The organism is Alicyclobacillus sp. CIJ1 (genome assembly GCF_057538885.1).
Window position 1 is genome coordinate 281,725 of sequence record NZ_BAAJPH010000067.1, and the last position, 19,301, is coordinate 301,025.

Sequence of the window (19,301 nt, forward strand, 5' to 3'; positions counted from 1 at the left end):
GACGTGCCGGAATTGCCCGAGGTGGAGACTGTCCGACGCCATCTCGCGGAGCTCATCGAGGGGGATGTGATCCTCGACGTGGCGGTCCGCCTGCCGCGCATCGTGCGCCATCCTTCGCCTAGCCTTTTTGTCGAGCGGCTCAAGGATCGGAGCATTTGCCGCGTGGGGCGGCGGGGCAAGTATTTGTTGTTCGAGTTGGATGGCGTGCTTCTCGTCTCTCACCTGCGCATGGAGGGCCGTTACACCGTGGCGGATCCGGCTGAACCGGAGCTTCCGCACACCCATGTGGTGTTCCGCCTCGCGTCGGGCCGCGAGTTGCGTTATGCGGACGTGCGCCAGTTCGGCACGATGGATGCCGTCCTCGAAGGCGAGCCCCTGCCCAAAGGGCTGGCGGAGCTTGGACCGGAGCCGTTCGATCCGGCGCTCTGCGGCGCGGTTCTTCGACATCGCTGGCGGGGTCGCCGCGCCCCTCTCAAGAGCCTGCTGCTGGATCAGCGGCAGATTGCAGGGCTCGGCAATATCTACGTGGATGAAGCGCTGTTTGCCGCGGGGCTTCACCCACTGACGCCTGCGGGGGCAGTGGGCGAGGAAACGCTTGACGGCCTCCTTCGCGAGATCCGCGCCGTCCTCGCGCGCGCCATCCGGGAGGGCGGATCGTCGGTTCGATCGTTTCGCGACGGCTATGGCCGGCATGGCGGTTTTCAGATTCAACTGGCGGTCTACGGGCGCGAAGGCAAGCCCTGTCCGCGTTGTGGCGGAGCAATTCAGAAGATCAAGGTGGCGGGCCGTGGCACGCACGTGTGTCCGGCGTGTCAGCCCATCTCCGTCGCCGCACCGATAGGAACGGGGGTGAACGCGTGAGAGGCAAGATCATCGGTTTGACCGGGGGCATTGGCACGGGCAAGAGCACGGTGTCCCAGATGCTGCGCGATCTCGGCGCGTTCGTCGTGGACGCCGACGTGTGGGCGCGCCGGGTGGTCGAACCCGGAAGCGACGGGCTTCGCGACATCGTGGAAGTGTTTGGAGAAGACGTGTTGCAGCCCGACGGGACGCTGGACAGAAAGAAGCTTGGGGCCATCGTGTTTCGAGACGAGGAGAAGCGGCTGCAACTCAATCGCATCGTGCATCCGCGCGTGCAGCAGGGCATGTGGCAGGAGACGACGGATTATTGGAGAGATCACCCTGGAGAACCGGTCGTGTGGGACGTGCCATTGCTCATCGAGGGGACGGCGAAGCGGTTTGTGGACGAGATCGTCGTCGTGTATGCGAGTCCCGCGACGCAGCTCCGGCGCGTGATGGAACGGGACGGCTTGAGCGAGGAGGAGGCGCTCCGACGGATACAGGCCCAAATGCCCATCGACGAAAAGCGGGCCGTCGCCACGTACGTCATCGAAAACGACGGACCGCTGGAATTCACGCGAGAGCAGGTGCAGGCGCTATGGCAAAAACTTCGGGCGGAAAGCCGAAGCGGCCCTTCTTCCTGTCGCTGAGCCTTCGCCAGCTCATCGCGGGGGTTCTGCTCGTCGCCGTCCTCGTGACCATCTCGACCAACGGTTTCTGGCGCCTGATGTATCCCATCCAGTACCAGGTCCAGATCCAACAATCGGCACGGTTTGCGGACGTGGATCCGCTGCTCATTGCGAGCATCATCCGCGTGGAGAGCAAGTTTCGGACCGAGGACGTCTCGCACGCGGGTGCCGTAGGGCTGATGCAGCTCATGCCTCAGACAGCCGAGTGGATCGCGGAGATGCTGCGGAATCAGACGTCGGGATCGGGTGGCGCCCTTCGCAAGCTGCCGAAGGACGCGAAAAAGCTCGCGAGCCCCGAGTACAACATCCTGATAGGCAGTTGGTACGTAAAAAGCCTGATCGACGACTTTCACGGCAACGTCGTGGCGGCGGTCGCGGCGTACAACGCGGGCCCGCGGCGCGTGTCCCAGTGGCTGAAGGATGGGGTGTGGAACGGCAAGCTCCAGGACATCGATCAGATCCCCGTCGGGGAGACGCGCCACTTCGTCGATCGCGTCTTCTACAACTACGATTTGTACAAGAAAATCTACGGGGGAGATCCCGCCTGGCGCCTGCCTCAGAAGGGTTAGGAGGCGGTGAAGGTGGAGAGTCGAAACCGAGCGGTAGCCTGTCTGCAAGGGGCGCGGGCACTGCGGAGCGTGGGGCAGGGCATCGCCATCGTCGATATGGCCCTCCTGCTCAAGGCGCTCGGCTGGCGCGCCACGGCGATTGGCGGGGTCCTGTCTGCGGCCGGTGTGGTGGGGGCCGTCTTGATTTTGCTCTGCGGCCCCTTGTCGGATCGCATAGGGCGAAAGCCCTTCCTGCTCGCTTACGAGCTCATGACGTGCGCGGCGGCGCTTGTGGTAGCCCTTTCGCGCAATCCGACCCTGCTGTCGGTCGCCATCGTGCTCACAGGCCTCGGCCGCGGGCAAAATGGAGCGGCGGGGCCGTTTACGCCTGTGGAACAGGCGTGGATGGCCGAGAACATTCCGCGGGATCGGCGCAGCCGCGTGTTCAGCGCGAACACGGCCATTGGTTTTTTCGGCGTGGCCGCAGGTTGCCTGCTCGCGGGACTGGATCATGTCTGGCGGAACGCGTTGCCTGGAGCCCTCGCGTTTCGACCGCTCTTTTGCGGCATTGCCGGCCTTTCGCTCGCCTGCGCGGGCCTTGTGTGGATCACGCCAGGGGGAGACCGGGACGCTCGACGGGTTCACGACGTGCGCGAGCAGGACTCAACCGCTCGAGCACTGGACCGACCCGAATCGGAACCGAAACGCCTTCGGCGCCATCCGCAGCGACAGCACGAGAACCGGAACATCGCTCGGCTCGCGCTGGTCAATCTGCTGAACGGGCTCGGCGTCGGCTTTGTGGGCCCGATGATGTCCTACTGGTTCGCGACGAAATTCGGCGCGACGAGCGGGGAGATAGGGGGAACAATGGCGGCGTCCTTCGTCGTCACAGGGTTTGCGGCGCTCTTCTCCGGGTACTTGGCTGACCGCGTCGGCATGGTGCGCGCGGTCGTCTGGCTTCGGCTCGCGGGGGTGGGCCTGATGTGCGCGCTCCCATTCATGCCTACGTTCGCACTGGCCTCTATCCTGTATGCCGCGCGATCCGCCCTGAGCCGCGGCACGCAGGGCGCTCGATCCGCGCTCGGCGCGAGCCTCACGGGCGATGATCGCCGTGGATTCTCACTGAGCATGAATTCGTTTTTCACGCGAGCCGCTTCGGCGGTGGGGCCAACGCTGTCCGGATGGCTGTTGGACGAAGGCAGCCTGGCCCTTCCGTTCGTCTTTGCGGCTGGGTTGCAACTCGTCTCGACGGTGCTGTACGGGGTTTTCTTTCGGGCCTACGATGCGGCCGAGCGGGTGTGAAGACCGAAGGTCAGAGGGTTTGATTGGATAGATGGTCTGTCATGACCTGGATCCCAGCCCTGCGCAGCGCCTCGCAGGCTTCGGCGAGCTGATCCTCTCGGTCAAACTGCACGCGGTGATAATGGAAGCCCCCGGTGAGGCTCGAGAGAAGCGCCGCCTTTTCTGCGCGCACTTTCTCAAGAAACACGTCCACGTCGCGCCTCGACGTGATGAGCAGTTGGCCCACAATTTCACCGTAAATGGCGTGTTCCACGCGGACATCGAGCACGCGCACGCCGTGATCGACAAGTGCGTACAGCTCGTCTTGGGTCTGCTCCGGCGTGTGCGAGACGGCGAGCACCGTTTCTCGACCGGAGGATGCGCGGTTGAGCCAGTATCCCTTGGGCGTGGCGTAGATGGGTTCGCCAGCCGCGCGCAGGAGGGCAATCTCGTGTACGACCACCTGTCGCGTGACGCCAAGCGCCTCCGCGAGAGCTTGCCCAGGTATGGGGGCTTCGGCGCGCTGAAGCATGTTCAGCAGGCGCAACTGTCGCTCCGTCGGCATGGTTGAACTCCTTTCTTGCGAATCGTGGCGTCCGATCACGTCGGTCCCCCATAAGAAGAAAGGGTTCGGAATGTCTCCGAACCCTTCCGCCTTGTGCTCTTCTGGTGTCGAGAGCGGGACTTGAACCCGCACGGGTTACCCCACACGCCCCTCAAACGTGCGCGTCTGCCAATTCCGCCATCTCGACATGGCTTCAAAAGCGAGTCACGATGATGATTATAGTCGCCTCGGACGGACGTGTCAAGCCATCTGAAGCGCATCGGTTTCAGGAAAATCACCTTGCGACGACAAAGCCATGTGTGCCGGCCCTCGGTGTACATAGGCTGCGGCCTGAGAACCCATCCCGGTCGATGCCTGTCCATGTCGACGGGGCATTTGAGGACGGATCTGGACACCGCGCGGAGGGAACGTTACGATGATCTACAACCAGCGACATGCTTGTACACAGCGATCCATGGATCTTCTCAGCGAGGAGCGTGTGGCATGAGGGAGCGTCGCGAGGGGGCGCTCGCTGCGGCCGTGATAGCGGTGCTGTTGGCTCTCGCCTTCGGTTCGTGGCTTTGGGCTCGGCGGGCCGAGCCAAGGGCCCGCGAGGCCGAGTGGTGGGCGCAAGCGGGATGGCGCGTCAACGCCGTCGTGGATTCGGGGAAGCCCCTGGTGCTCACGTACAACCTGTGGACGGCCGCGACCACTGCGCCGGACGCGCTGGACCTAGAGCCGATCCCGGCGGGCGACTTTGAAGTGGTCCAGTCGACGCTCACGCACGAAGTCGATGTCGAGAACGGGGTCTCGTATCAGTTGTGCCGGCTCGCCCTGTCCGTGCGGTTTCCGAGGAGCTATCGGGATCAGCGAATGGGCTTTCTGGTGAATGCCGGACCGTGGAAGCGCATACTTCCGTATGGAAGGGTGACTTGCCGCATCATCCGCGGCTCGGTCGACTGGCTCAATTTCTCGTTTGCCTCCGGAGAAATTCAGGAGCCACTCGTGATGCGGGAGAATCCTGTCACGCTGCAGCTTCGCAACGAAACGAAGGCGCCTGTGCGCATCCTGGGGCTCTGGCAGGCCGGAGACGACGGCATTTCAGGCGTGAGGGTGGTTGTGTCTGAGACGCCAGGTGCAGCCCACCGCATGAGATTGCCCGTCACGTTGAAGCCCGGGCAGACGGCCGTGCTCGAGTATCTCCTTCAACCGCATCTGGGAACGGTCCAGCAGGGACTGGTGTTTCAACCCGCGCTTGTGCTCGCCTCCGGACGGGCACAGGGATTCGAGGTGATGCCGCCTGTCGTGATCGAGCGATCCTTCCTGCCGTGGCAAACGCATGCGGCGCGAGGCATCGTGCAGTTTGTCGAAGCCGTGCCATCCTGACCTCGTGAGAGAGCACGGTGGCGTGAACGCCGTCCGGCTTCTGCCGGAGAAGGAGGAGATGCGCATGCGGCGCGTGGCCGGTGTGCAACGATTGATTTTCGTGGTGTTCGTGCTTGGCGCCATCGCCACAGCGGCGGGCCTTGGGCGGACGCATCGCGTGATGGGCATCGCGCTCGGCCTGGTGATTCTGTTGGTGGGCTGGGCCATCTCGGCGTCGATCCATGTCGCCAACCAATGGGAAAAGGCGGTCGTGCTGCGCCTCGGGAAGTTTCGCCAACTCGCGGGTCCTGGAACCTTTTTCCTGTTGCCCGTCGTGGATACGGTGGCGGATTGGATTGATCTGCGCGTGCGATCGACGACGTTCACCGCGGAGCAAACCCTGACCAAGGACACGGTCCCGGTTAACATCGACGCGGTGCTGTTTTGGGTCGTGGTGGACGCGGAGAAAGCCGCGCTGCAGGTGGCAGATTACGAATATTCGCTCTCTTGGGCTGCGCAGACGGCCCTGCGGGATTTGATTGGACGGATGATGCTGGAAGATATGCTGTCGAGCCGCGAGGCCATGGATGCCGAACTGAAGCGCCTTCTGGACGAGCGCACGGGGCCTTGGGGGATCTCAATTCAGAGCGTCCAGATCCGCGACATCAAGATTCCGGGCAACCTCCAGGACGCCATGTCCCGCGCGGCGCAGGCGGAACGCGAGCGAAACGCCCGGGTCATCCTGGGCCAGGCCGAGGTTCAGGTGGCTGAGTCGTTTCTAGAGGCGGCGAGGTTGTATCACAGCGATCCCGTCGCGCTTCAGCTGCGCGCCATGAACATCTTGTACGAGGGGTTGAAGGAGAAGGCGTCCATGATTGTCGTGCCGAGCGCGCTCTCGGACGCGATGAACCTCGGCACGTGGCTTGGCGTCGCGAACGCCGAGCGCATGGAGGAGCTGCGTCGCGGTGGGGACCGCGGTTAACGGAACATCGACGGATCGGCGCGGAAGTGCGGTGCTGGGTAGGGGCGCGGCTGGCGCACGAAATTCGGCAGCACAAAGTCGTTGTCGTACCCGCTGTGAAAGATGTGCGTCGCGGCTGGCGACAGGGGCGGGATGAGCCAGGTCCAGTCGCCCGTGACGCGGCGGTTCGCGTCTCGCTCGAGCTGTTCGAAGTAGGCAAATTGGCGCGCGGCCGTGTGATGGTCGACGATGGTGACGTTTCGCTTGCGATACGAGTGGAGCACGGCGACGTTCAGTTCCACCAGCGCGCGATCCCGCCACAGGGTCGCGTCGCTCGATCGGTCGAGGCCCAGCGCGTCGGCGACGGCCGGGAGCATGTTGTAGCGAAACGGATCGGCGAGATTGCGCGCGCCAATCTCGGTGACCATGTACCAGCCGTTGAACGGGGCGGCGGTGTAGCGGATGCCGCCGATGATGAGCGCCATGTCGGACAGGACCGGCACGGCGTACCAGCGCAGGCCGAGTTCGGCGATGCCCGGGTGCTCGGGGTGCTCGATGGGCACTTCGACGACGAGATGGCGCGGCAGATCGAACCAGGCTAACGCCTCGCCGTCCGCAATGACCACGGGGAGCACGTCCCACGGCGTGCCTGCTCCACGCCACCCTAGCCCTTGGCAGACGCGGGTGAAGGCTGCGGAGGCCGGATCGCCCACCATGCCTCGCGGGGTTTCGTAACCCGCATAGCGTACAATCTGGTGATTCCAGATGCGCACTTCGCGCTCTCGCGAGGCCGGGGCGAACACGGTGATGGTGGGGCGAATTTTGCCGCCGTTTTGCGCGAAATCGAGGTGCTCGCAGACGGCCTCGAAGATGGAGCGTGGTCCTTTCAGGTGGCGTCGGTCGAACACGTGGAGCGTCTGCCAGAACAGTCTGCCGATGCAGCGGTTGCTGTTCCGCCACGCCATGCGCGCGCCGTGCTCGAGCTCCTCAAATGTGTGCTCATAGGTGCCGTCGCGGTCGATCTGGCGCCGCACCTCGTCGAGCCGACGCTCGATATCGGCTTCGCTTTTGCCGAGCTCTCGATAGCACACCTCGAGAAAGGCGCGCGCTTCGTTCCAAAGTGGGTTCATCCGCATCTTCACCGTCCCCCACCCATTCTAGCCAAGCTCGACGCGTGCTCCAAAGGCGCGGGCCGTGGGAAGGGCGGTGTTCGGCGTTTCGTCAACTTTTCGTGGCGGTCTCGCCCTCGGCAAACATGTCAGAAATGAGAAGCGCGGCGATGGGCTCGCCGCGCTTCAGCTCACTTCTTTTTCGACTTCGATGTGCTCTTGCTCGAAGTTTTGTGGCTCGCCGGCTTCTTGGCGACGGTCTTCTTCGGAGCAGTCTTGGTGGACTTCTTCGCCACCGCCTTGTGCGCCGCACTCGTCTTGGCCTTGTGCACGTGTACAACCGCATGAGCAGGATGCGCAGCCTTTTCCGTTCCCGCAAACGCAACGCTCGGCGCTGCAAACAGCGTCAGCGCAGCCACGCTTGCCAGAATCGACTTTTTCATGGTAACCCCCACCTCAATGGCTAAGTTTGGCCAGGTTGGCCTACCAGCAATATAGGGGAAAGTTCTTAAAATAGGCTCAAACCGCCTCACCGTGGAAGACCTCAAGGTTTGATGGTGTGGTGGATTTCCTTGAGCAAGCCGTGCAGTTGCCGGTTCTCTTCGCGAGTTGCGTCGAGATCGTCCCGCAGCTTGTTGAGCTCCTCGATGAGCATGTCGTGTCGCTGATGAATGACGCGTTCCTGCTTGTCTCCCACGCTCCGAGCCACATAGCCCAAGACGGGCAACGATGCTCCCTGAAAGATGCTTTGAATGATATATTGCACCCATCCGATCAGCGTCTGGGGCCTCTCGATCAGAAGCGGCAGTACGCAGATGGCGAAGACGATGTAAAAGCAGGCCATGGTGGAAAGGCCATAGGCTAGGTGGTCGCCAAGCCAGTTGTTGAACTTCTTCAACACTTTGATGACGATCACTTCCATATTCGCAAATTGGCAATCCAACCATCCAATCGCAATCATCCAATATTGATGGCGCGCCCTGCGACCACGGCGACCACGACGAGAGCGAGCACGGATTGCGTCATCATAAGCAGTTTCATGCGGCGGGACAGCACTGCGGTGTCGGTCGGGCTGAAGGCCGTATTCGTGTTGAACGCGAGGTAGAGATAATCGATGAACGTCGGCTGCCAGCCGTTCCACCCGGGAACGTCGGCCATCATCTGCGGAAAAAGGAGGTCCGGCGGATCGGGGTTTCCTCGGTGGCGCCGAATGGGTCCCCCGCGGTCGATCTCCCAATACCACACGGCAAAGACGAAGATGTTGGTCACCCAGAGCAACAATGCGTCCCGAAACAGCGCAACGGCCGAGATGTTTTCGTGGAATAGCGCGTGCACTAAGTAGGTGATGCTCACGACGAGGAACAGCGTGAGGACCGAGATGGTGGTGAGGGCGAGTCGGCGCGCCCACACGTCGTGCTCCTGCCAAATGGCCGCGGCGAGAAGAGCCACGAGCACTGCAAACAATCCCGCGCTCATCCACCACGGCGCAATGTGCATCACCATGGACGCGATGGTGAGCAGAATGCCAATGAGCACAAGCGCTCCGAAAAAAAGCGCACGGGGCACGCGCCGCGCATAGTGGGCGATCTCGTCGATTTCTGCCTCGATACGCGACTCGAGAGAGCTGTGCTGCGCGTGGTTGCGCGAATCGTCATGGGAACCGCGGGGGGCTCGGTTCACTGTTCCGCCTCCTCATCGCTCGCGCAGCTCATCCAGGCGAATGGCGCGCTTGTGCACCGTGTGGTACCACGTTCGGTTGCTCCGCGTGAAGTAGGCCTGCAGCGTCACGGGGCCCCAGGTCCAGAGAAAGAACGGAAGGAGGGGCAGGGCAAAATACGCCCGCCAGTTCACCCGTTCGAGCAGCAGCGCAAGGGGAACCTCCAGGAACAGGATGACGTTTACCGCGACCCATAGATTCGTGACCATGAGCGCGGCCGGGTTGGACGCCGCATCGGTTGGATCCGGCGAGAGATAGTGAAGGCCGACCACAATCATCGCGCCCACAAACAACAGCATGGATCTCATGGGCTGAAACAGGTAAATGGCCATGTCGATTTTGGCCAGGTTCCGTTCGCGCAGCCCTTCGAGGAACATCGGGATCAGATGTTCACGTGCACATTGGAAATGCCCCTGCTGCCAGCGCAGGCGCTGGCGGAACGACGCTGCGAAGCTCGTCGGCTTCTCATCGTAGACGCGCGCGTCGTGGGCCCAGACGGGGATGATTCCCCGGCGGACGCAGCGGATCCCGAATTCCAGATCCTCGGTGAGGCCCGTCGCCTTCCATCCCATCTCCTGCAACAGCGGATAATCGATGCAAAGGCCGGTCCCGCCGAGCGTACATGGCAGATGCAGGCGGGCGCGGGCGTACTGCCACAGCCGGTTGTCGAACCAATAGGAGATGGCGAGCGACACGCTGATCCACGAGTCGAAGGGATTCTTGGTGTCCAGATATCCCTGGATGACGCGATCGCCACTGCACAGGTGGTCGTTCATGATGGCGAGAAAGTCCGGATGAACCAAATTATCCGCGTCGAACATCACGATGGCATCGTAGCGCGCGCCCATCTCTTTCAACCGCGAGAGCATCCACTCGATGGCGTACCCCTTACCCTGTTCCGCGCGGTTTTCGCGCACGTGGACAATCGCGCCGTGCGCCCGCGCGCGCTCCGCGGTGCCGTCCGTGCAGTTGTCCGCGATGACGTGCACGTCGTACAGGTGCGCGGGATACGTCTGCCGCTTCAGGCTTTCGAGGAGCGGGCCGATCACGCACTCCTCATTGTGCGCCGGGATGATGACAGCAAATCGCTTCTGCGGCGCATGCGTGATGGGCCGTCTCCGGTGCCAGATGCCGTACACGGACAGCACAATCTGGTACAGCGCCACAAGGCCGGTGACGAGCTTCAGCGCGTCATAGAACGTGTCCCAGAGCAAGTACATGAGTGTCATTCGTCCGACATCCTCGCTTTCCGCCAGCGGCTGCGCGTCTCATCCGCCTCTGGCAAGCTGCGACCCCACGTGAACAAGAGCCCCACGAGCAGATAGTACAAGCTTGCAGTGTAATTGTATTCAAACAGATTCTCGACGAAACTGTGAATCAGAATGGCTGTGATCCCGGTCAGCCCTCCGAGCGCCAACAGGCGGGAGCCGCCCGTCGATCGCCGTACGCATCGAATCATCTCGCGCACGATGGCCACATGCATGGCCATGAACAGCACCAATCCGAGAATACCGGTCTCCCCGAGCACCTTGGCGTAGTAATTGTCGGAGAACGCGGAAAAACTATGGGACGTCGCCACATAGCCGCCGTAGTACCCGAGCCCGGAGCCGAAGAGCGGGTTTCGGGACATCACGTCGAACGCCTGTTGCCAAAGCGCCATGCGCCCGCCTGCGGACGACTTCACGAAGTAGACCGGATTCAACAGGTCGAGCGCCCGGTGTCGAAGGGACGGCACACAGAGCCCGAACGCCGCGATGCCCCCCAAAACGGGCAGGAGGCGCCGCTCAAACGCCGCGGAAACCAGGACGGCGGCCGCGAAGAGACCGAGCCAGGAGCCGCGATCATACGTCATGAAAAGCGCGCCCAGCGCGACGAAGGCGCCCACCAGATACACCCTGCGACGCCGCTTGTCCTGATCGACGGCGAAGAGGCCAAGCATCAGGGGCAGCGTGAGCTCCAGATTCGCGCCGAATTCCGCCGGCGACTTCATCACCGTGAACACGCGGGTCCTGACGTGCTCGCCCACGTCGAGCCACTGGCTCGGGATGGGCACTTTGATGAGAAATTGAAACCAACCGTCTACACCCATCAGCATAGACATGGCGATCACGCCATAGAACAGCTTCAGGGTGTCCTCCGCGTCGAGGGCGAGCGGGACGAGCAGGCCAACGAAGATGTATTCCACGTCCACCGTCCACGCGTTCAGGGCGAGAACGGGATGCTTGAGATCTGCCAGCACGAGGGCCAGCGTATAGACTACGTACCACCATGCGTACTTCGCCCACGCAGGCTGTGAACGCTCCACGCCGTATGCGCGGCGCACCAGCGCTGCCCAAGCGAGCGCGAAGACCGGAAATACACCCCAGACATTGGCGATGGGGTTCAAAAATGTAACGCCCAACCCTTGGTTGATGATGGCAAACGCGCCAAGCGCATAGACCGCCATATAGGCGACGCGCTTGCCCTGCGCCGCCCTCGCGTCGAACGACAACAGGACCGAGCCTGGATCGTCTCGCGACATGCCAGCACTCCTAGCACTCGAAATTCGGACATGGCTCGTCCTGCGAACCACACTATACTCATTCTACCCGAAAATCTGCGGGGCGCATACGCCGCGTTTCCGACATTTTGGCAAACGTTTCGACGAAGATCGCCGGGCGGATCGCGTGGCAGCGGTTGAACTTGCGCTGGGCGGGGTGGGTCTGATTTAAATAGCAAGAGTAGAGACTGAGGGACGGAGTGAGATGCCGTGCGAAGGTCGAGAACGAAGCGCGCACAGCGCCGGGATGGCGCCGTAGCGCCGCCCGATCCGGCGAAGATTGCGAAGCGGCGCCGCTTCCGCGTTCACGTCGTGTACAGCCTCGTGTTTCTCTCGTTCACCTCGCTCATTCTGCGCTTGGCGTACGTGCAGGTGGTGAAGGGCGCCTCGTTTCGCGCTTCGGAACAATTGACCCAATACGCCCGCGTACCCATCCTCCCGCAGCGCGGTTGGATTTACGACGCCAACGGCCAAGTGCTGGCGTGGGACAAACCCGTCCTCACGATTCAGTTCAATCGCTACACGCAGATCTCGGACGCGGAGATGCACCGCGTCGCGTCCATCCTCGCGCCCGTGCTTCAGACGACGCCGCAGGCCCTGTATCAAGCCATGCAGAGCGACCCAGGGGCCCTGCAGGTCACGCTCGCCCGGAATGTGACCGACGCGCAGGTCGCGTACGTGGTCGAGCACCAGAGCGAGTTGCCGAACATTCAGGTGGTCCAAGATTACGAGCGCCAGTACCCATATGGCGATCTCGCCGGGCAAGTGCTCGGCTATGTCGGCGCCATCACCGCTCAGAACGTGAGCCAATACAAGGGGTATTTGTACAGCCAGCAGGTCGGCGAAACGGGCATTGAGTACGAGTATGAGCATCTCCTTCAGGGCAAGCCGGGCTATGAACTGGTGACGGTCACGTCGAGCGGGACGGCCGTGGGCAGCGTGGGCGAGATTGCCCCGCAAAACGGGGACAACATCCAGCTCACCCTCGACGGGCATGAGCAGGCGGTGGCGCAGGAACTCCTGCAGAACATGATCGACTCGTCGCAGACGAACAAGCAGGATATCACGGACGCCGCGGCGGTAATGCTGAACGTCAAGACGGGCGGCGTGATCGCGATGGTGAGCTATCCGTATCTGGACCCCAACTGGTACACAGACGGCACATATGTCAATCACGTCCATTATCTGGAGACCTCAGGGGCTCAGCTGAACAACGTGATTGACACGTTCAACTATCCCGGCTCGACGGTGAAGCCGGCGAACATGCTGGCGGCGCTCAAGGCGGGCGTGGTGACGCCGAAGACCGAGATCTTGGACGACGGGTACATCTACATCGGCACACAGCGCAAAAACGAGGACGAGGGATTCGTGTTTGGCTGGGTGAACCCCATCGAGGCCATCACGGTGTCGAGCGACGTGTTTTTCTACGAGCTTGGCCTGCACCTTGGTAAGTGGTTTGGGTCCAGCCCGACGTCTGGAGGGACGTATCCCGCTTCGGACGGCAGCTATCAGAACTACTTGGATACCGACTTTGTGAAGGGCATCAACGCGATGTTTCAGGAAGAGGAAGACTTCGGCCTCGGCACGCTGACCGGCATCGACTTGCCTTTCGAGGAGCACGGCGAGTTCTATATTGAGGACTATCGGAAAGGCAACATCCAGGTGCCGTACAATCTGCAGGCGAGCGAGGCGTCCATCGCGAAGACCGGAAAGTATGTGAACTACGGCTCGCCAGCGAGCCTGGCGGACGCGGCCATCGGCCAGTCGCAGATGTTCACGCCCATGGAGCTCGGCGTCTACGCCATGACGCTGGCGGACGAGGGGCTCAGGCTCAAGCCCCACTTGCTCGAGAACGTCTATGCGCCGAACGGCACGCCGAACTCGGGCGCAAAGCCCATCTTCACGTACAAGACGCAGATTCTCGGCCGCGTGAGCGCCGCGCCGTGGCAGTGGGATCTCATTCAACAGGGCATGTACGGCGTGACGTCCAATCCGGCGGGCACGGCGTATTACGCCTTCCTGGGAGCGCCCTATCAGGCCGCTGGAAAGACGGGGACGGCGCAGATTGTCATCAACGGACACCGCACCGACAACTCGGTGTTCATCTGCTACGCGCCGCTGAATCACCCGCTCGTGGCGGTGGCGGTGATGGCACCGGGCGGAGGCTACGGCGCGAGCTTTTCGGCCATCCTGGCGCGCAAGATGATCGATGCGTATTTCGACGAGCATCACGAGCCTTGGATGCCGAAGAGCCAGTGGACCAACACGGCCATTCCGTCCAACTGGACTCAGTCGCCCGCGTACCTGCTGCCGGAGCAGAGCCATTGATGGCCATCCGTTCCTGCGCTATCATGGGGGTACTTGTGTGGCCACAGCGATCATCCGCTGTGGCCTTTCTCGAGTCTTGAGATCCGAGGTGTCTTCATTGACGGAAGGGTTCCGCCGTAGGTCCGCCGGGTGGCGGCGGTTCACGATGTATCTGGTGCTCTTGGTGGCGCTCGCGGTGGCCGCGTACCTCGGGCGCGAGTCGGAGCGGCTTCAGTCGCTGCCTTCGCTGGACCGGCAGATCATCGAGTGGGGCATCGCGCTCGTCTGGTTTGTGATGGGCGCCTTGGTCGTCAACCAGCTTCGCCGCACGGTTAACGCCATGGCGGCTCGGCACCCGAGCGCGGACATCCGCGTACTGAGCGTGATCAATCGGGCGCTGAGCGCGGTGGGTTACGTGTTTGTCCTTGTGATTGGCCTCAATCTGCTGCAGGTCAAGGTCGGCAGCATTCTCGTCGGCGGCGCGGTGACGGGCGTCATTGTCGGCGTGGGTGCGCAGTCGACGCTCGCGAATCTCATCGCGGGACTGGTACTGTTTGCGGTCCGGCCGTTTCAGCTCGGAGAATACGTCAGCTTCCGCACGTATCTGTTCGGCGGCGTCGAGTACAGCGGCACCGTCGTAGACGTGAATTGGTATCATACCATCCTCGAAGAGGGCGGCGTCCGCCGCGTTCTGCCGAACGCGTCGGTGGTGAGTTCCGCCATCACGGTGGGCGCGCGCGAAGGGAACAAGCTGTGTACGGTCCCGCTGCCGTATGCCATTTCGTTTCGCGAATTCGAGGCGAAGATGATCGAGATGACCGGAGGGCAGGCGACACTCGCCATCCGGGAGTTTGGCACGGATACGTACACCGTACAGGTGGAGATTCCGGCCGAGATCGATCTCGAGGTCGTTCGCGAGGCCATCGCGGCGTTTCGGGCGCAAACGTGAGCGGTGACCCTTCGCCTTGATCTCCTTCTGTATACTAGAATCGAAGTGCAGGACGCATGAGGAAGGGGAGTTCTCGTGGCAGTGTCGAGCGCCATTCCCAAGACGATGAAAGCCGCCTACCTCGTCGGTACCCGACAGGTGGAAGTCCGCGAGGTTCCGGTGCCTGAGCCTGGGCCGGACGACGCGCTAATTCGGGTGGAAGCGGTCGGGGTATGCGGTTCCGACGTCCACTACTACGAACACGGCCGGATTGGCAGGTACGTGGTCGACGGCCCGCTCATTCTGGGCCACGAGGCGAGCGGCGTCGTCGTGGCCGTCGGCGCGAACGTGAAGCATCTGCGTCCAGGCCAGCGCGTGGCCATCGAGCCCGGCGTGACCTGCGGGCGGTGTGACTTTTGCAAATCGGGGCGGTACAACCTGTGCCCTCACGTCCGCTTCCTCGCGACGCCGCCCGTCGACGGCGCGTTTGCCCAGTACATCGCCCACCGCGCGGACTTCGTCCATCCCATCCCGGACGACATGTCGTACGAAGAGGCGGCGATGGTCGAGCCGTTCTCCGTCGCGCTTCACGCCATCCGGCGATCCAGCATGCGCCCTGGGGATCGCGTCGCCATCGCTGGAATGGGGCCCGTGGGCCTCTTCACGGTGATCGCGGCGCGGCGGCTCGGCGCGGGCGACGTGGTGGTCAGCGATACGGTGGAGAAGCGGCTTCAACTCGCGCTTCAGCTCGGGGCCACGGAGGCGGTGCATGCGAAGCGGGGCGCCATCGCGGACGCGGTTCACGAGCGTTTTCCTGAAGGCGTCGACGTGGCCATCGAGACGGCCGGCCATCCCGACGCGGTGGCCTCCCTCTTGCCGGCGCTGCGCCGCGGCGGGCGGCTCGTGGTGGTGGGCCTGTCGCAGTCGCCGCTCAAGGAACTCGATCTGACGCAGCTTACGGACGGCGAGATCGAGATGGCCGGCGTGTTCCGATACGCCAACACGTATCCTGCGGGCATTCAGCTCATGCGCGAGATCGACGTGTGGGACCTCATCACGGACACGTTTCCCCTCGCGGAGGCCGGGGACGCCCTCGAGCGCGCGCGGACGAACAAGAGCGAGAGCATCAAGGTCATCGTCTACCCGCAGGCGTAAAAACGGGCGATCGCGACCAAAGCCGCGATCGCCCGCTGTGCCATTCGCGCCTACAGCACATGGCTGCCTGCGAGGCCGAGCAGGTACGAGACCACGCCGACAATGACGCCTGCAATCGTCATCTCGATGCCACTCGACCACCAGGAACGAACGGTGACGAGGCTCTTCAACGCACCAACGACAAAGTGTGCGGCAAGGCTCACCGCCGCCGCGGTGATGATGGCTGCCAGCCCGTGCATGAAGAAGAACGGGATGAGCGGGACCACGCCGCCGATGAAGGTCGACAGGCCACCAGAGAATGCCGCACCCCAGGCGTTGCCACGGCTTGCCTCGTGGATGCCGTGCTTCTCCTGTGCCATGGTCTTGAGGAAGAGGTCGTCGTCCTTGGCGATGCGCTCGGCGATTTCTTTGGCCTCGTGCGGCTCGAACCCGCGGGTTTCGTAGATGAGCGAGAGGATCTGCACCTCCCGCTCCCGGTTTTTCTCGATGTCCCGCTTCGCTTCGTGGAACGCCTTGTCCAACAGCTCGTTTTCCGATCTCGTCGCGAGCCAAGCGCCGGCAGCCATGGACAGCGTACTCGCTAAGGCCCCGAAAAAGCCCGAGATGAGGATGGTCTGATTGTTGCCCGTGTAACCGGCGACACCGGCGATGATGCCAAAGATGGCGCCGAGTCCGTCGTTCACGCCGTAAATGGCATCGCCGATCCAGCTCGGCGTCTTGCGCTGTTCTCGTCCCATGAGTTCATCGAGTTTGGCGGATGGTGAAAGGGTGCTCATCTTCCATCGTCCTCAGTTCTGCAAAGATTTGGCCGCCTAAGGCCGGTGCAACACCTACACAACCTCATCATAATGGCGCTTGGTAAAATAAGTCAACCCTAAGCGTTCCAGTTAGCACCACCTTATCGAGCCCATTAGGACAAAGATCGGCCAGGGAGGAGATCGAGCATGACGGATCAAGCGCCGTCTCTGAAAGAAACGTACGCTTCCCGCTTTCGCGTCGGCGCTGCGGTCAACGCGGCGACCGTTCACACGCACGCGCATCTCCTGGCGATTCACTTCAGCAGTGTGACGCCGGAGAACGAGATGAAATGGGAGCGCATCCATCCGGAGGAGAATACGTATTCTTTTTCGGCTTCCGACCAAATCGTTTTATTTGCCCGCGATCACGACATGTTCGTGCGCGGCCACACGCTCGTGTGGCATAACCAGACGCCTTCTTGGGTGTTCCTGGACTCTTTCGGCCAACCTGCGCCCGCAAAGCTCGTGGAAGGGAGGCTCGAGAGGCACATCGCCGAAGTCGTGGGTCACTACCGCGGCGCCGTCTCGTGCTGGGACGTGGTGAACGAGGCCGTGATCGACCAAGGCGACGGCTGGCTGCGCCCGAGCCCATGGCGGCAGGCGCTGGGGGACGACTACATCGAGAAGGCGTTTCGATTGGCGCACCAAGCCGATCCCGACGCGCTGCTCTTCTACAACGACTACAACGAGACGAAGCCCGACAAACGGGACCGCATCCTGCGGCTGCTCGGACACCTGTTGGACCGCGGAGTGCCCGTTCATGGCATGGGGCTGCAGATGCACGTCTCCCTGGACGATCCGCCCATCGAGGAGATGGAGGAGGCCATCGAGCAGTACCGGGCGCTTGGCCTTCGGCTGCACGTCACGGAGCTCGATGTGAGCGTGTACCCGTGGGTGCACGAGCCGGATCGCCCACAGGCGCCTGCGCGGCCGTACGACGAGGAGCTGGCCGAGCGGCTCGCGGCGCGCTACGAGGCGCTGTTTGCGCTCTTTTTGCGGCATCGGGACGCCATCGACAACGTGACGCTCTGGGGCGTGGCGGACGACTCGACGTGGCGAGACGACTTCCCCGTCAAGGGCAGGAAGGACTGGCCGCTTCTCTTCGACGTCCATCACCGCCCGAAGGAGGCGTTCTGGCGGGTGGTGCGCCTCGCCCAACAGTGAGCTTTTCGGCCTCGCGCCCGAGTGGTAGAATGTGCCCAAGAAGGCGAAGGTGAGGGATCGCGATGTCCCTGGGGCGCGTGGTGCGTGGGGTGTGCTGGGCAGGTGTGGTGGGGTTGGTCGCCGCGAGCCCGCCGGTTGCGGCGGCTTCGTCGTCGCCCGGGCCCGAGCTGCAGCAGGCCATTCAATCGTGGCGGCAGGCGCCGTATCGCCAGACGCAGGCATCCGGCGAGGCGAGCCTTTCCGTCGCCTGGCAGGCCGCGTATGCGCAGTCGCCAGCCTGGACCCAGCTCGCCCAGAAGCTCGCGCGCGACGGCCAGTTGGCGCTCTTTCGGGCGGAGGACGACGTGTGGCAGGTAAACGGGAAACAGGCCGAGTCGTACACGTGCGCCGGCGCCACCGGGAATGCGAGCGTGTTCTGGTTCGGAGGCGCGGCGTACGAAAAGGAGCAGGCCGGCTGGGTGAGCACCGCGACGCCGTTGACCCCATGGGATCCTGTGCTCGGCGCGTGGACGTCGCCGCGCATGGTGTCGCAAGGCGGGAGCGAAGACGAGGTGGTGGCGGTCATGGATGCGGCATCCGCGAGATCCGCATTTGGTCCGTGGGTCGCGGGCGTCGTCGGCTCCGCGCTCTTCGGCGGCCGCGGGATGTCAAAATCGGACCTTCAGGCGCTTCTCGCTCACACCACGGTGTACGGCCACTTTGCCATCTCTCGCGCTTCCGGGGCACCGCAGCTTCAGAGTGCGACCGTCGCGGCGGTCATCGGCGTGCCGTCCGCTGTCGTCGCGCACGCGCTGGGGGACAAGGCCGCTATCGCCGTGCGGAGCATGACCTGGCGAATCGTCTGGACCATGAAGACGAGCTACCTGCACGTCTCACAGCCGCTGCCGCAAGGACTCCATCCGGCCGGGTGGCCTTCAACGGGGTCCGGAAATTCGACCGGGAGCGGCGCCGGCGAAGGCAACGCGACGCCGTCCAACAACGAGACCGCGGGCGGATCGCTGGAAAACGGCACGTGATGTCATTCGGGGAAAGGGCGAGGGCGATGCAACTCCTGCGCGTGGAACGCGGTGTGGAACTTCTGAACGACGATGGGGAACGGATAGGGTATATCACCTGTACCGACCGGGGAGATGGCGTGTGGACCATTGATCACACGGTGGTCGATCCGGCCTATCAGGGGCAGGGGCTTGCTGCCAAGCTTGTCGACGAGTTGGTAGCGATGGCCCGCGAGCGGGGCGTGAAGCTGCTCCCCGTGTGTTCGTACGCCGTGCTGCGCTTTCGACGGAGGTCGGACTACGCCGACGTCCAGGCCTGATGGCGCGCTCGGCACCGCGACGCATCCCCCTCCCAAAGAGCG

20 protein-coding genes and 1 tRNA gene are annotated in these 19,301 nt (G+C 63.0%); 12 read left to right on the plus strand and 9 right to left on the minus strand.

Going from position 1 to position 19,301, the window contains the following annotated elements:
* Positions 1–3: 3 nt before the first annotated feature.
* The 4 genes from mutM to AC27E8_RS04775 are packed head-to-tail and all read left to right on the plus strand — an operon-like array spanning position 4 to position 3,379.
* On the plus strand, positions 4–861 hold the full coding sequence (mutM, locus tag AC27E8_RS04760; RefSeq protein WP_487098309.1) for a bifunctional DNA-formamidopyrimidine glycosylase/DNA-(apurinic or apyrimidinic site) lyase: 858 nt from the start codon (positions 4–6) through the stop codon (positions 859–861).
* Complete coding sequence (gene coaE, locus AC27E8_RS04765) at positions 858–1,490, plus strand: dephospho-CoA kinase (RefSeq protein ID WP_487098307.1); 633 nt, start codon at positions 858–860, stop codon at positions 1,488–1,490. Before mutM ends, coaE begins: the two co-directional genes overlap by 4 nt.
* On the plus strand, positions 1,439–2,098 hold the full coding sequence (locus AC27E8_RS04770; RefSeq protein WP_487098306.1) for a lytic transglycosylase domain-containing protein: 660 nt from the start codon (positions 1,439–1,441) through the stop codon (positions 2,096–2,098). Before coaE ends, AC27E8_RS04770 begins: the two co-directional genes overlap by 52 nt.
* 12 nt (positions 2,099–2,110) lie before the next feature.
* Positions 2,111–3,379, plus strand: a complete 1,269-nt coding sequence (locus AC27E8_RS04775) for an MFS transporter (RefSeq protein ID WP_487098304.1) — start codon at positions 2,111–2,113, stop codon at positions 3,377–3,379.
* A gap of 10 nt (positions 3,380–3,389) precedes the next feature.
* Here AC27E8_RS04775 and AC27E8_RS04780 read toward each other — a convergent pair whose 3' ends face one another.
* Positions 3,390–3,923, minus strand: a complete 534-nt coding sequence (locus AC27E8_RS04780) for a 3H domain-containing protein (RefSeq protein ID WP_487098303.1) — start codon at positions 3,921–3,923, stop codon at positions 3,390–3,392.
* A 102-nt stretch (positions 3,924–4,025) separates the two neighbouring features.
* Positions 4,026–4,110: transfer RNA gene (locus tag AC27E8_RS04785), tRNA-Leu, on the minus strand.
* A gap of 296 nt (positions 4,111–4,406) precedes the next feature.
* Between AC27E8_RS04785 and AC27E8_RS04790 the strand changes: the two genes are divergently transcribed.
* Together AC27E8_RS04790 and AC27E8_RS04795 are read left to right on the plus strand one after the other, a co-directional pair.
* Complete coding sequence (locus AC27E8_RS04790) at positions 4,407–5,288, plus strand: hypothetical protein (RefSeq protein WP_487098301.1); 882 nt, start codon at positions 4,407–4,409, stop codon at positions 5,286–5,288.
* Positions 5,289–5,310: 22 nt separating this feature from the next.
* Positions 5,311–6,249 carry a slipin family protein gene (locus tag AC27E8_RS04795; RefSeq protein WP_487098300.1) on the plus strand — a complete coding sequence of 313 codons (939 nt, stop codon included), beginning with the start codon at positions 5,311–5,313 and terminating at the stop codon, positions 6,247–6,249.
* Here the strand turns inward: AC27E8_RS04795 and AC27E8_RS04800 are convergent.
* From AC27E8_RS04800 to AC27E8_RS04825, 6 genes are all read right to left on the minus strand, one after another.
* Positions 6,246–7,364: a nitric oxide synthase oxygenase gene (locus tag AC27E8_RS04800; RefSeq protein WP_487098298.1), complete on the minus strand. Its 1,119-nt coding sequence runs from the start codon at positions 7,362–7,364 to the stop codon at positions 6,246–6,248. The genes AC27E8_RS04795 and AC27E8_RS04800 overlap by 4 nt on opposite strands.
* A 164-nt stretch (positions 7,365–7,528) precedes the next feature.
* A complete protein-coding gene (locus AC27E8_RS04805) occupies positions 7,529–7,780 on the minus strand; it encodes a hypothetical protein (RefSeq protein ID WP_487098297.1) in 252 nt (83 codons plus the stop codon).
* 101 nt (positions 7,781–7,881) lie between these two features.
* Positions 7,882–8,259 (minus strand): hypothetical protein, encoded by a 378-nt coding sequence (locus tag AC27E8_RS04810; protein WP_487098295.1) that lies wholly within the window; start codon positions 8,257–8,259, stop codon positions 7,882–7,884.
* A 35-nt stretch (positions 8,260–8,294) separates the two neighbouring features.
* Complete coding sequence (locus tag AC27E8_RS04815; RefSeq protein WP_487098294.1) at positions 8,295–9,017, minus strand: DUF1345 domain-containing protein; 723 nt, start codon at positions 9,015–9,017, stop codon at positions 8,295–8,297.
* A 12-nt stretch (positions 9,018–9,029) separates the two neighbouring features.
* Positions 9,030–10,283 carry a glycosyltransferase family 2 protein gene (locus AC27E8_RS04820; RefSeq protein WP_487098293.1) on the minus strand — a complete coding sequence of 418 codons (1,254 nt, stop codon included), beginning with the start codon at positions 10,281–10,283 and terminating at the stop codon, positions 9,030–9,032.
* Complete coding sequence (locus AC27E8_RS04825) at positions 10,280–11,575, minus strand: O-antigen ligase family protein (protein WP_487098291.1); 1,296 nt, start codon at positions 11,573–11,575, stop codon at positions 10,280–10,282. The genes AC27E8_RS04820 and AC27E8_RS04825 overlap by 4 nt, the downstream gene beginning before the upstream one ends.
* Positions 11,576–11,803: 228 nt before the next feature.
* On the opposite strand from AC27E8_RS04825, the gene AC27E8_RS04830 reads away from it, so the two are divergent.
* The 3 genes from AC27E8_RS04830 (at position 11,804) to AC27E8_RS04840 (ending at position 15,983) form a co-directional block, all read left to right on the plus strand.
* Positions 11,804–13,921: a peptidoglycan D,D-transpeptidase FtsI family protein gene (locus AC27E8_RS04830; RefSeq protein ID WP_487098289.1), complete on the plus strand. Its 2,118-nt coding sequence runs from the start codon at positions 11,804–11,806 to the stop codon at positions 13,919–13,921.
* Between the two features lie 88 nt (positions 13,922–14,009).
* Positions 14,010–14,849, plus strand: coding sequence for a mechanosensitive ion channel domain-containing protein (locus AC27E8_RS04835; protein WP_487098287.1), 840 nt, complete (start codon positions 14,010–14,012; stop codon positions 14,847–14,849).
* 81 nt (positions 14,850–14,930) lie between these two features.
* Positions 14,931–15,983 carry an NAD(P)-dependent alcohol dehydrogenase gene (locus AC27E8_RS04840; protein ID WP_487098428.1) on the plus strand — a complete coding sequence of 351 codons (1,053 nt, stop codon included), beginning with the start codon at positions 14,931–14,933 and terminating at the stop codon, positions 15,981–15,983.
* A gap of 50 nt (positions 15,984–16,033) precedes the next feature.
* Here the strand turns inward: AC27E8_RS04840 and AC27E8_RS04845 are convergent, their stop codons facing one another.
* Positions 16,034–16,759 (minus strand): VIT1/CCC1 transporter family protein, encoded by a 726-nt coding sequence (locus tag AC27E8_RS04845; protein ID WP_487098285.1) that lies wholly within the window; start codon positions 16,757–16,759, stop codon positions 16,034–16,036.
* 168 nt (positions 16,760–16,927) lie between these two features.
* On the opposite strand from AC27E8_RS04845, the gene AC27E8_RS04850 reads away from it, so the two are divergent.
* From AC27E8_RS04850 to AC27E8_RS04860, 3 genes are all read left to right on the plus strand, one after another.
* The gene (locus AC27E8_RS04850; protein ID WP_487098283.1) at positions 16,928–17,944 is read left to right on the plus strand and encodes an endo-1,4-beta-xylanase; all 1,017 of its coding nucleotides are present in this window, start codon (positions 16,928–16,930) and stop codon (positions 17,942–17,944) included.
* A 62-nt stretch (positions 17,945–18,006) separates the two neighbouring features.
* Positions 18,007–18,960 carry a hypothetical protein gene (locus tag AC27E8_RS04855; RefSeq protein WP_487098282.1) on the plus strand — a complete coding sequence of 318 codons (954 nt, stop codon included), beginning with the start codon at positions 18,007–18,009 and terminating at the stop codon, positions 18,958–18,960.
* Between the two features lie 26 nt (positions 18,961–18,986).
* Positions 18,987–19,259, plus strand: a complete 273-nt coding sequence (locus AC27E8_RS04860) for a GNAT family N-acetyltransferase (RefSeq protein ID WP_487098280.1) — start codon at positions 18,987–18,989, stop codon at positions 19,257–19,259.
* Positions 19,260–19,301: the final 42 nt, after the last annotated feature.

Excerpts from the sequence above, each read along its gene's own strand:
- AC27E8_RS04770 (WP_487098306.1), top strand. The coding sequence starts at position 1,439 with ATGGCAAAAACTTCGGGCGGAAAGCCGAAGCGGCCCTTCTTCCTGTCG.
- AC27E8_RS04780 (WP_487098303.1), bottom strand. The coding sequence starts at position 3,923 with ATGCCGACGGAGCGACAGTTGCGCCTGCTGAACATGCTTCAGCGCGCC.
- AC27E8_RS04790 (WP_487098301.1), top strand. The coding sequence starts at position 4,407 with ATGAGGGAGCGTCGCGAGGGGGCGCTCGCTGCGGCCGTGATAGCGGTG.
- AC27E8_RS04800 (WP_487098298.1), bottom strand. The coding sequence starts at position 7,364 with ATGCGGATGAACCCACTTTGGAACGAAGCGCGCGCCTTTCTCGAGGTG.
- AC27E8_RS04805 (WP_487098297.1), bottom strand. The coding sequence starts at position 7,780 with ATGAAAAAGTCGATTCTGGCAAGCGTGGCTGCGCTGACGCTGTTTGCA.
- AC27E8_RS04810 (WP_487098295.1), bottom strand. The coding sequence starts at position 8,259 with ATGGAAGTGATCGTCATCAAAGTGTTGAAGAAGTTCAACAACTGGCTT.
- AC27E8_RS04820 (WP_487098293.1), bottom strand. The coding sequence starts at position 10,283 with ATGACACTCATGTACTTGCTCTGGGACACGTTCTATGACGCGCTGAAG.
- AC27E8_RS04825 (WP_487098291.1), bottom strand. The coding sequence starts at position 11,575 with ATGTCGCGAGACGATCCAGGCTCGGTCCTGTTGTCGTTCGACGCGAGG.
- AC27E8_RS04845 (WP_487098285.1), bottom strand. The coding sequence starts at position 16,759 with ATGAGCACCCTTTCACCATCCGCCAAACTCGATGAACTCATGGGACGA.
- AC27E8_RS04850 (WP_487098283.1), top strand. The coding sequence starts at position 16,928 with ATGACGGATCAAGCGCCGTCTCTGAAAGAAACGTACGCTTCCCGCTTT.
- AC27E8_RS04855 (WP_487098282.1), top strand. The coding sequence starts at position 18,007 with ATGTCCCTGGGGCGCGTGGTGCGTGGGGTGTGCTGGGCAGGTGTGGTG.
- AC27E8_RS04860 (WP_487098280.1), top strand. The coding sequence starts at position 18,987 with ATGCAACTCCTGCGCGTGGAACGCGGTGTGGAACTTCTGAACGACGAT.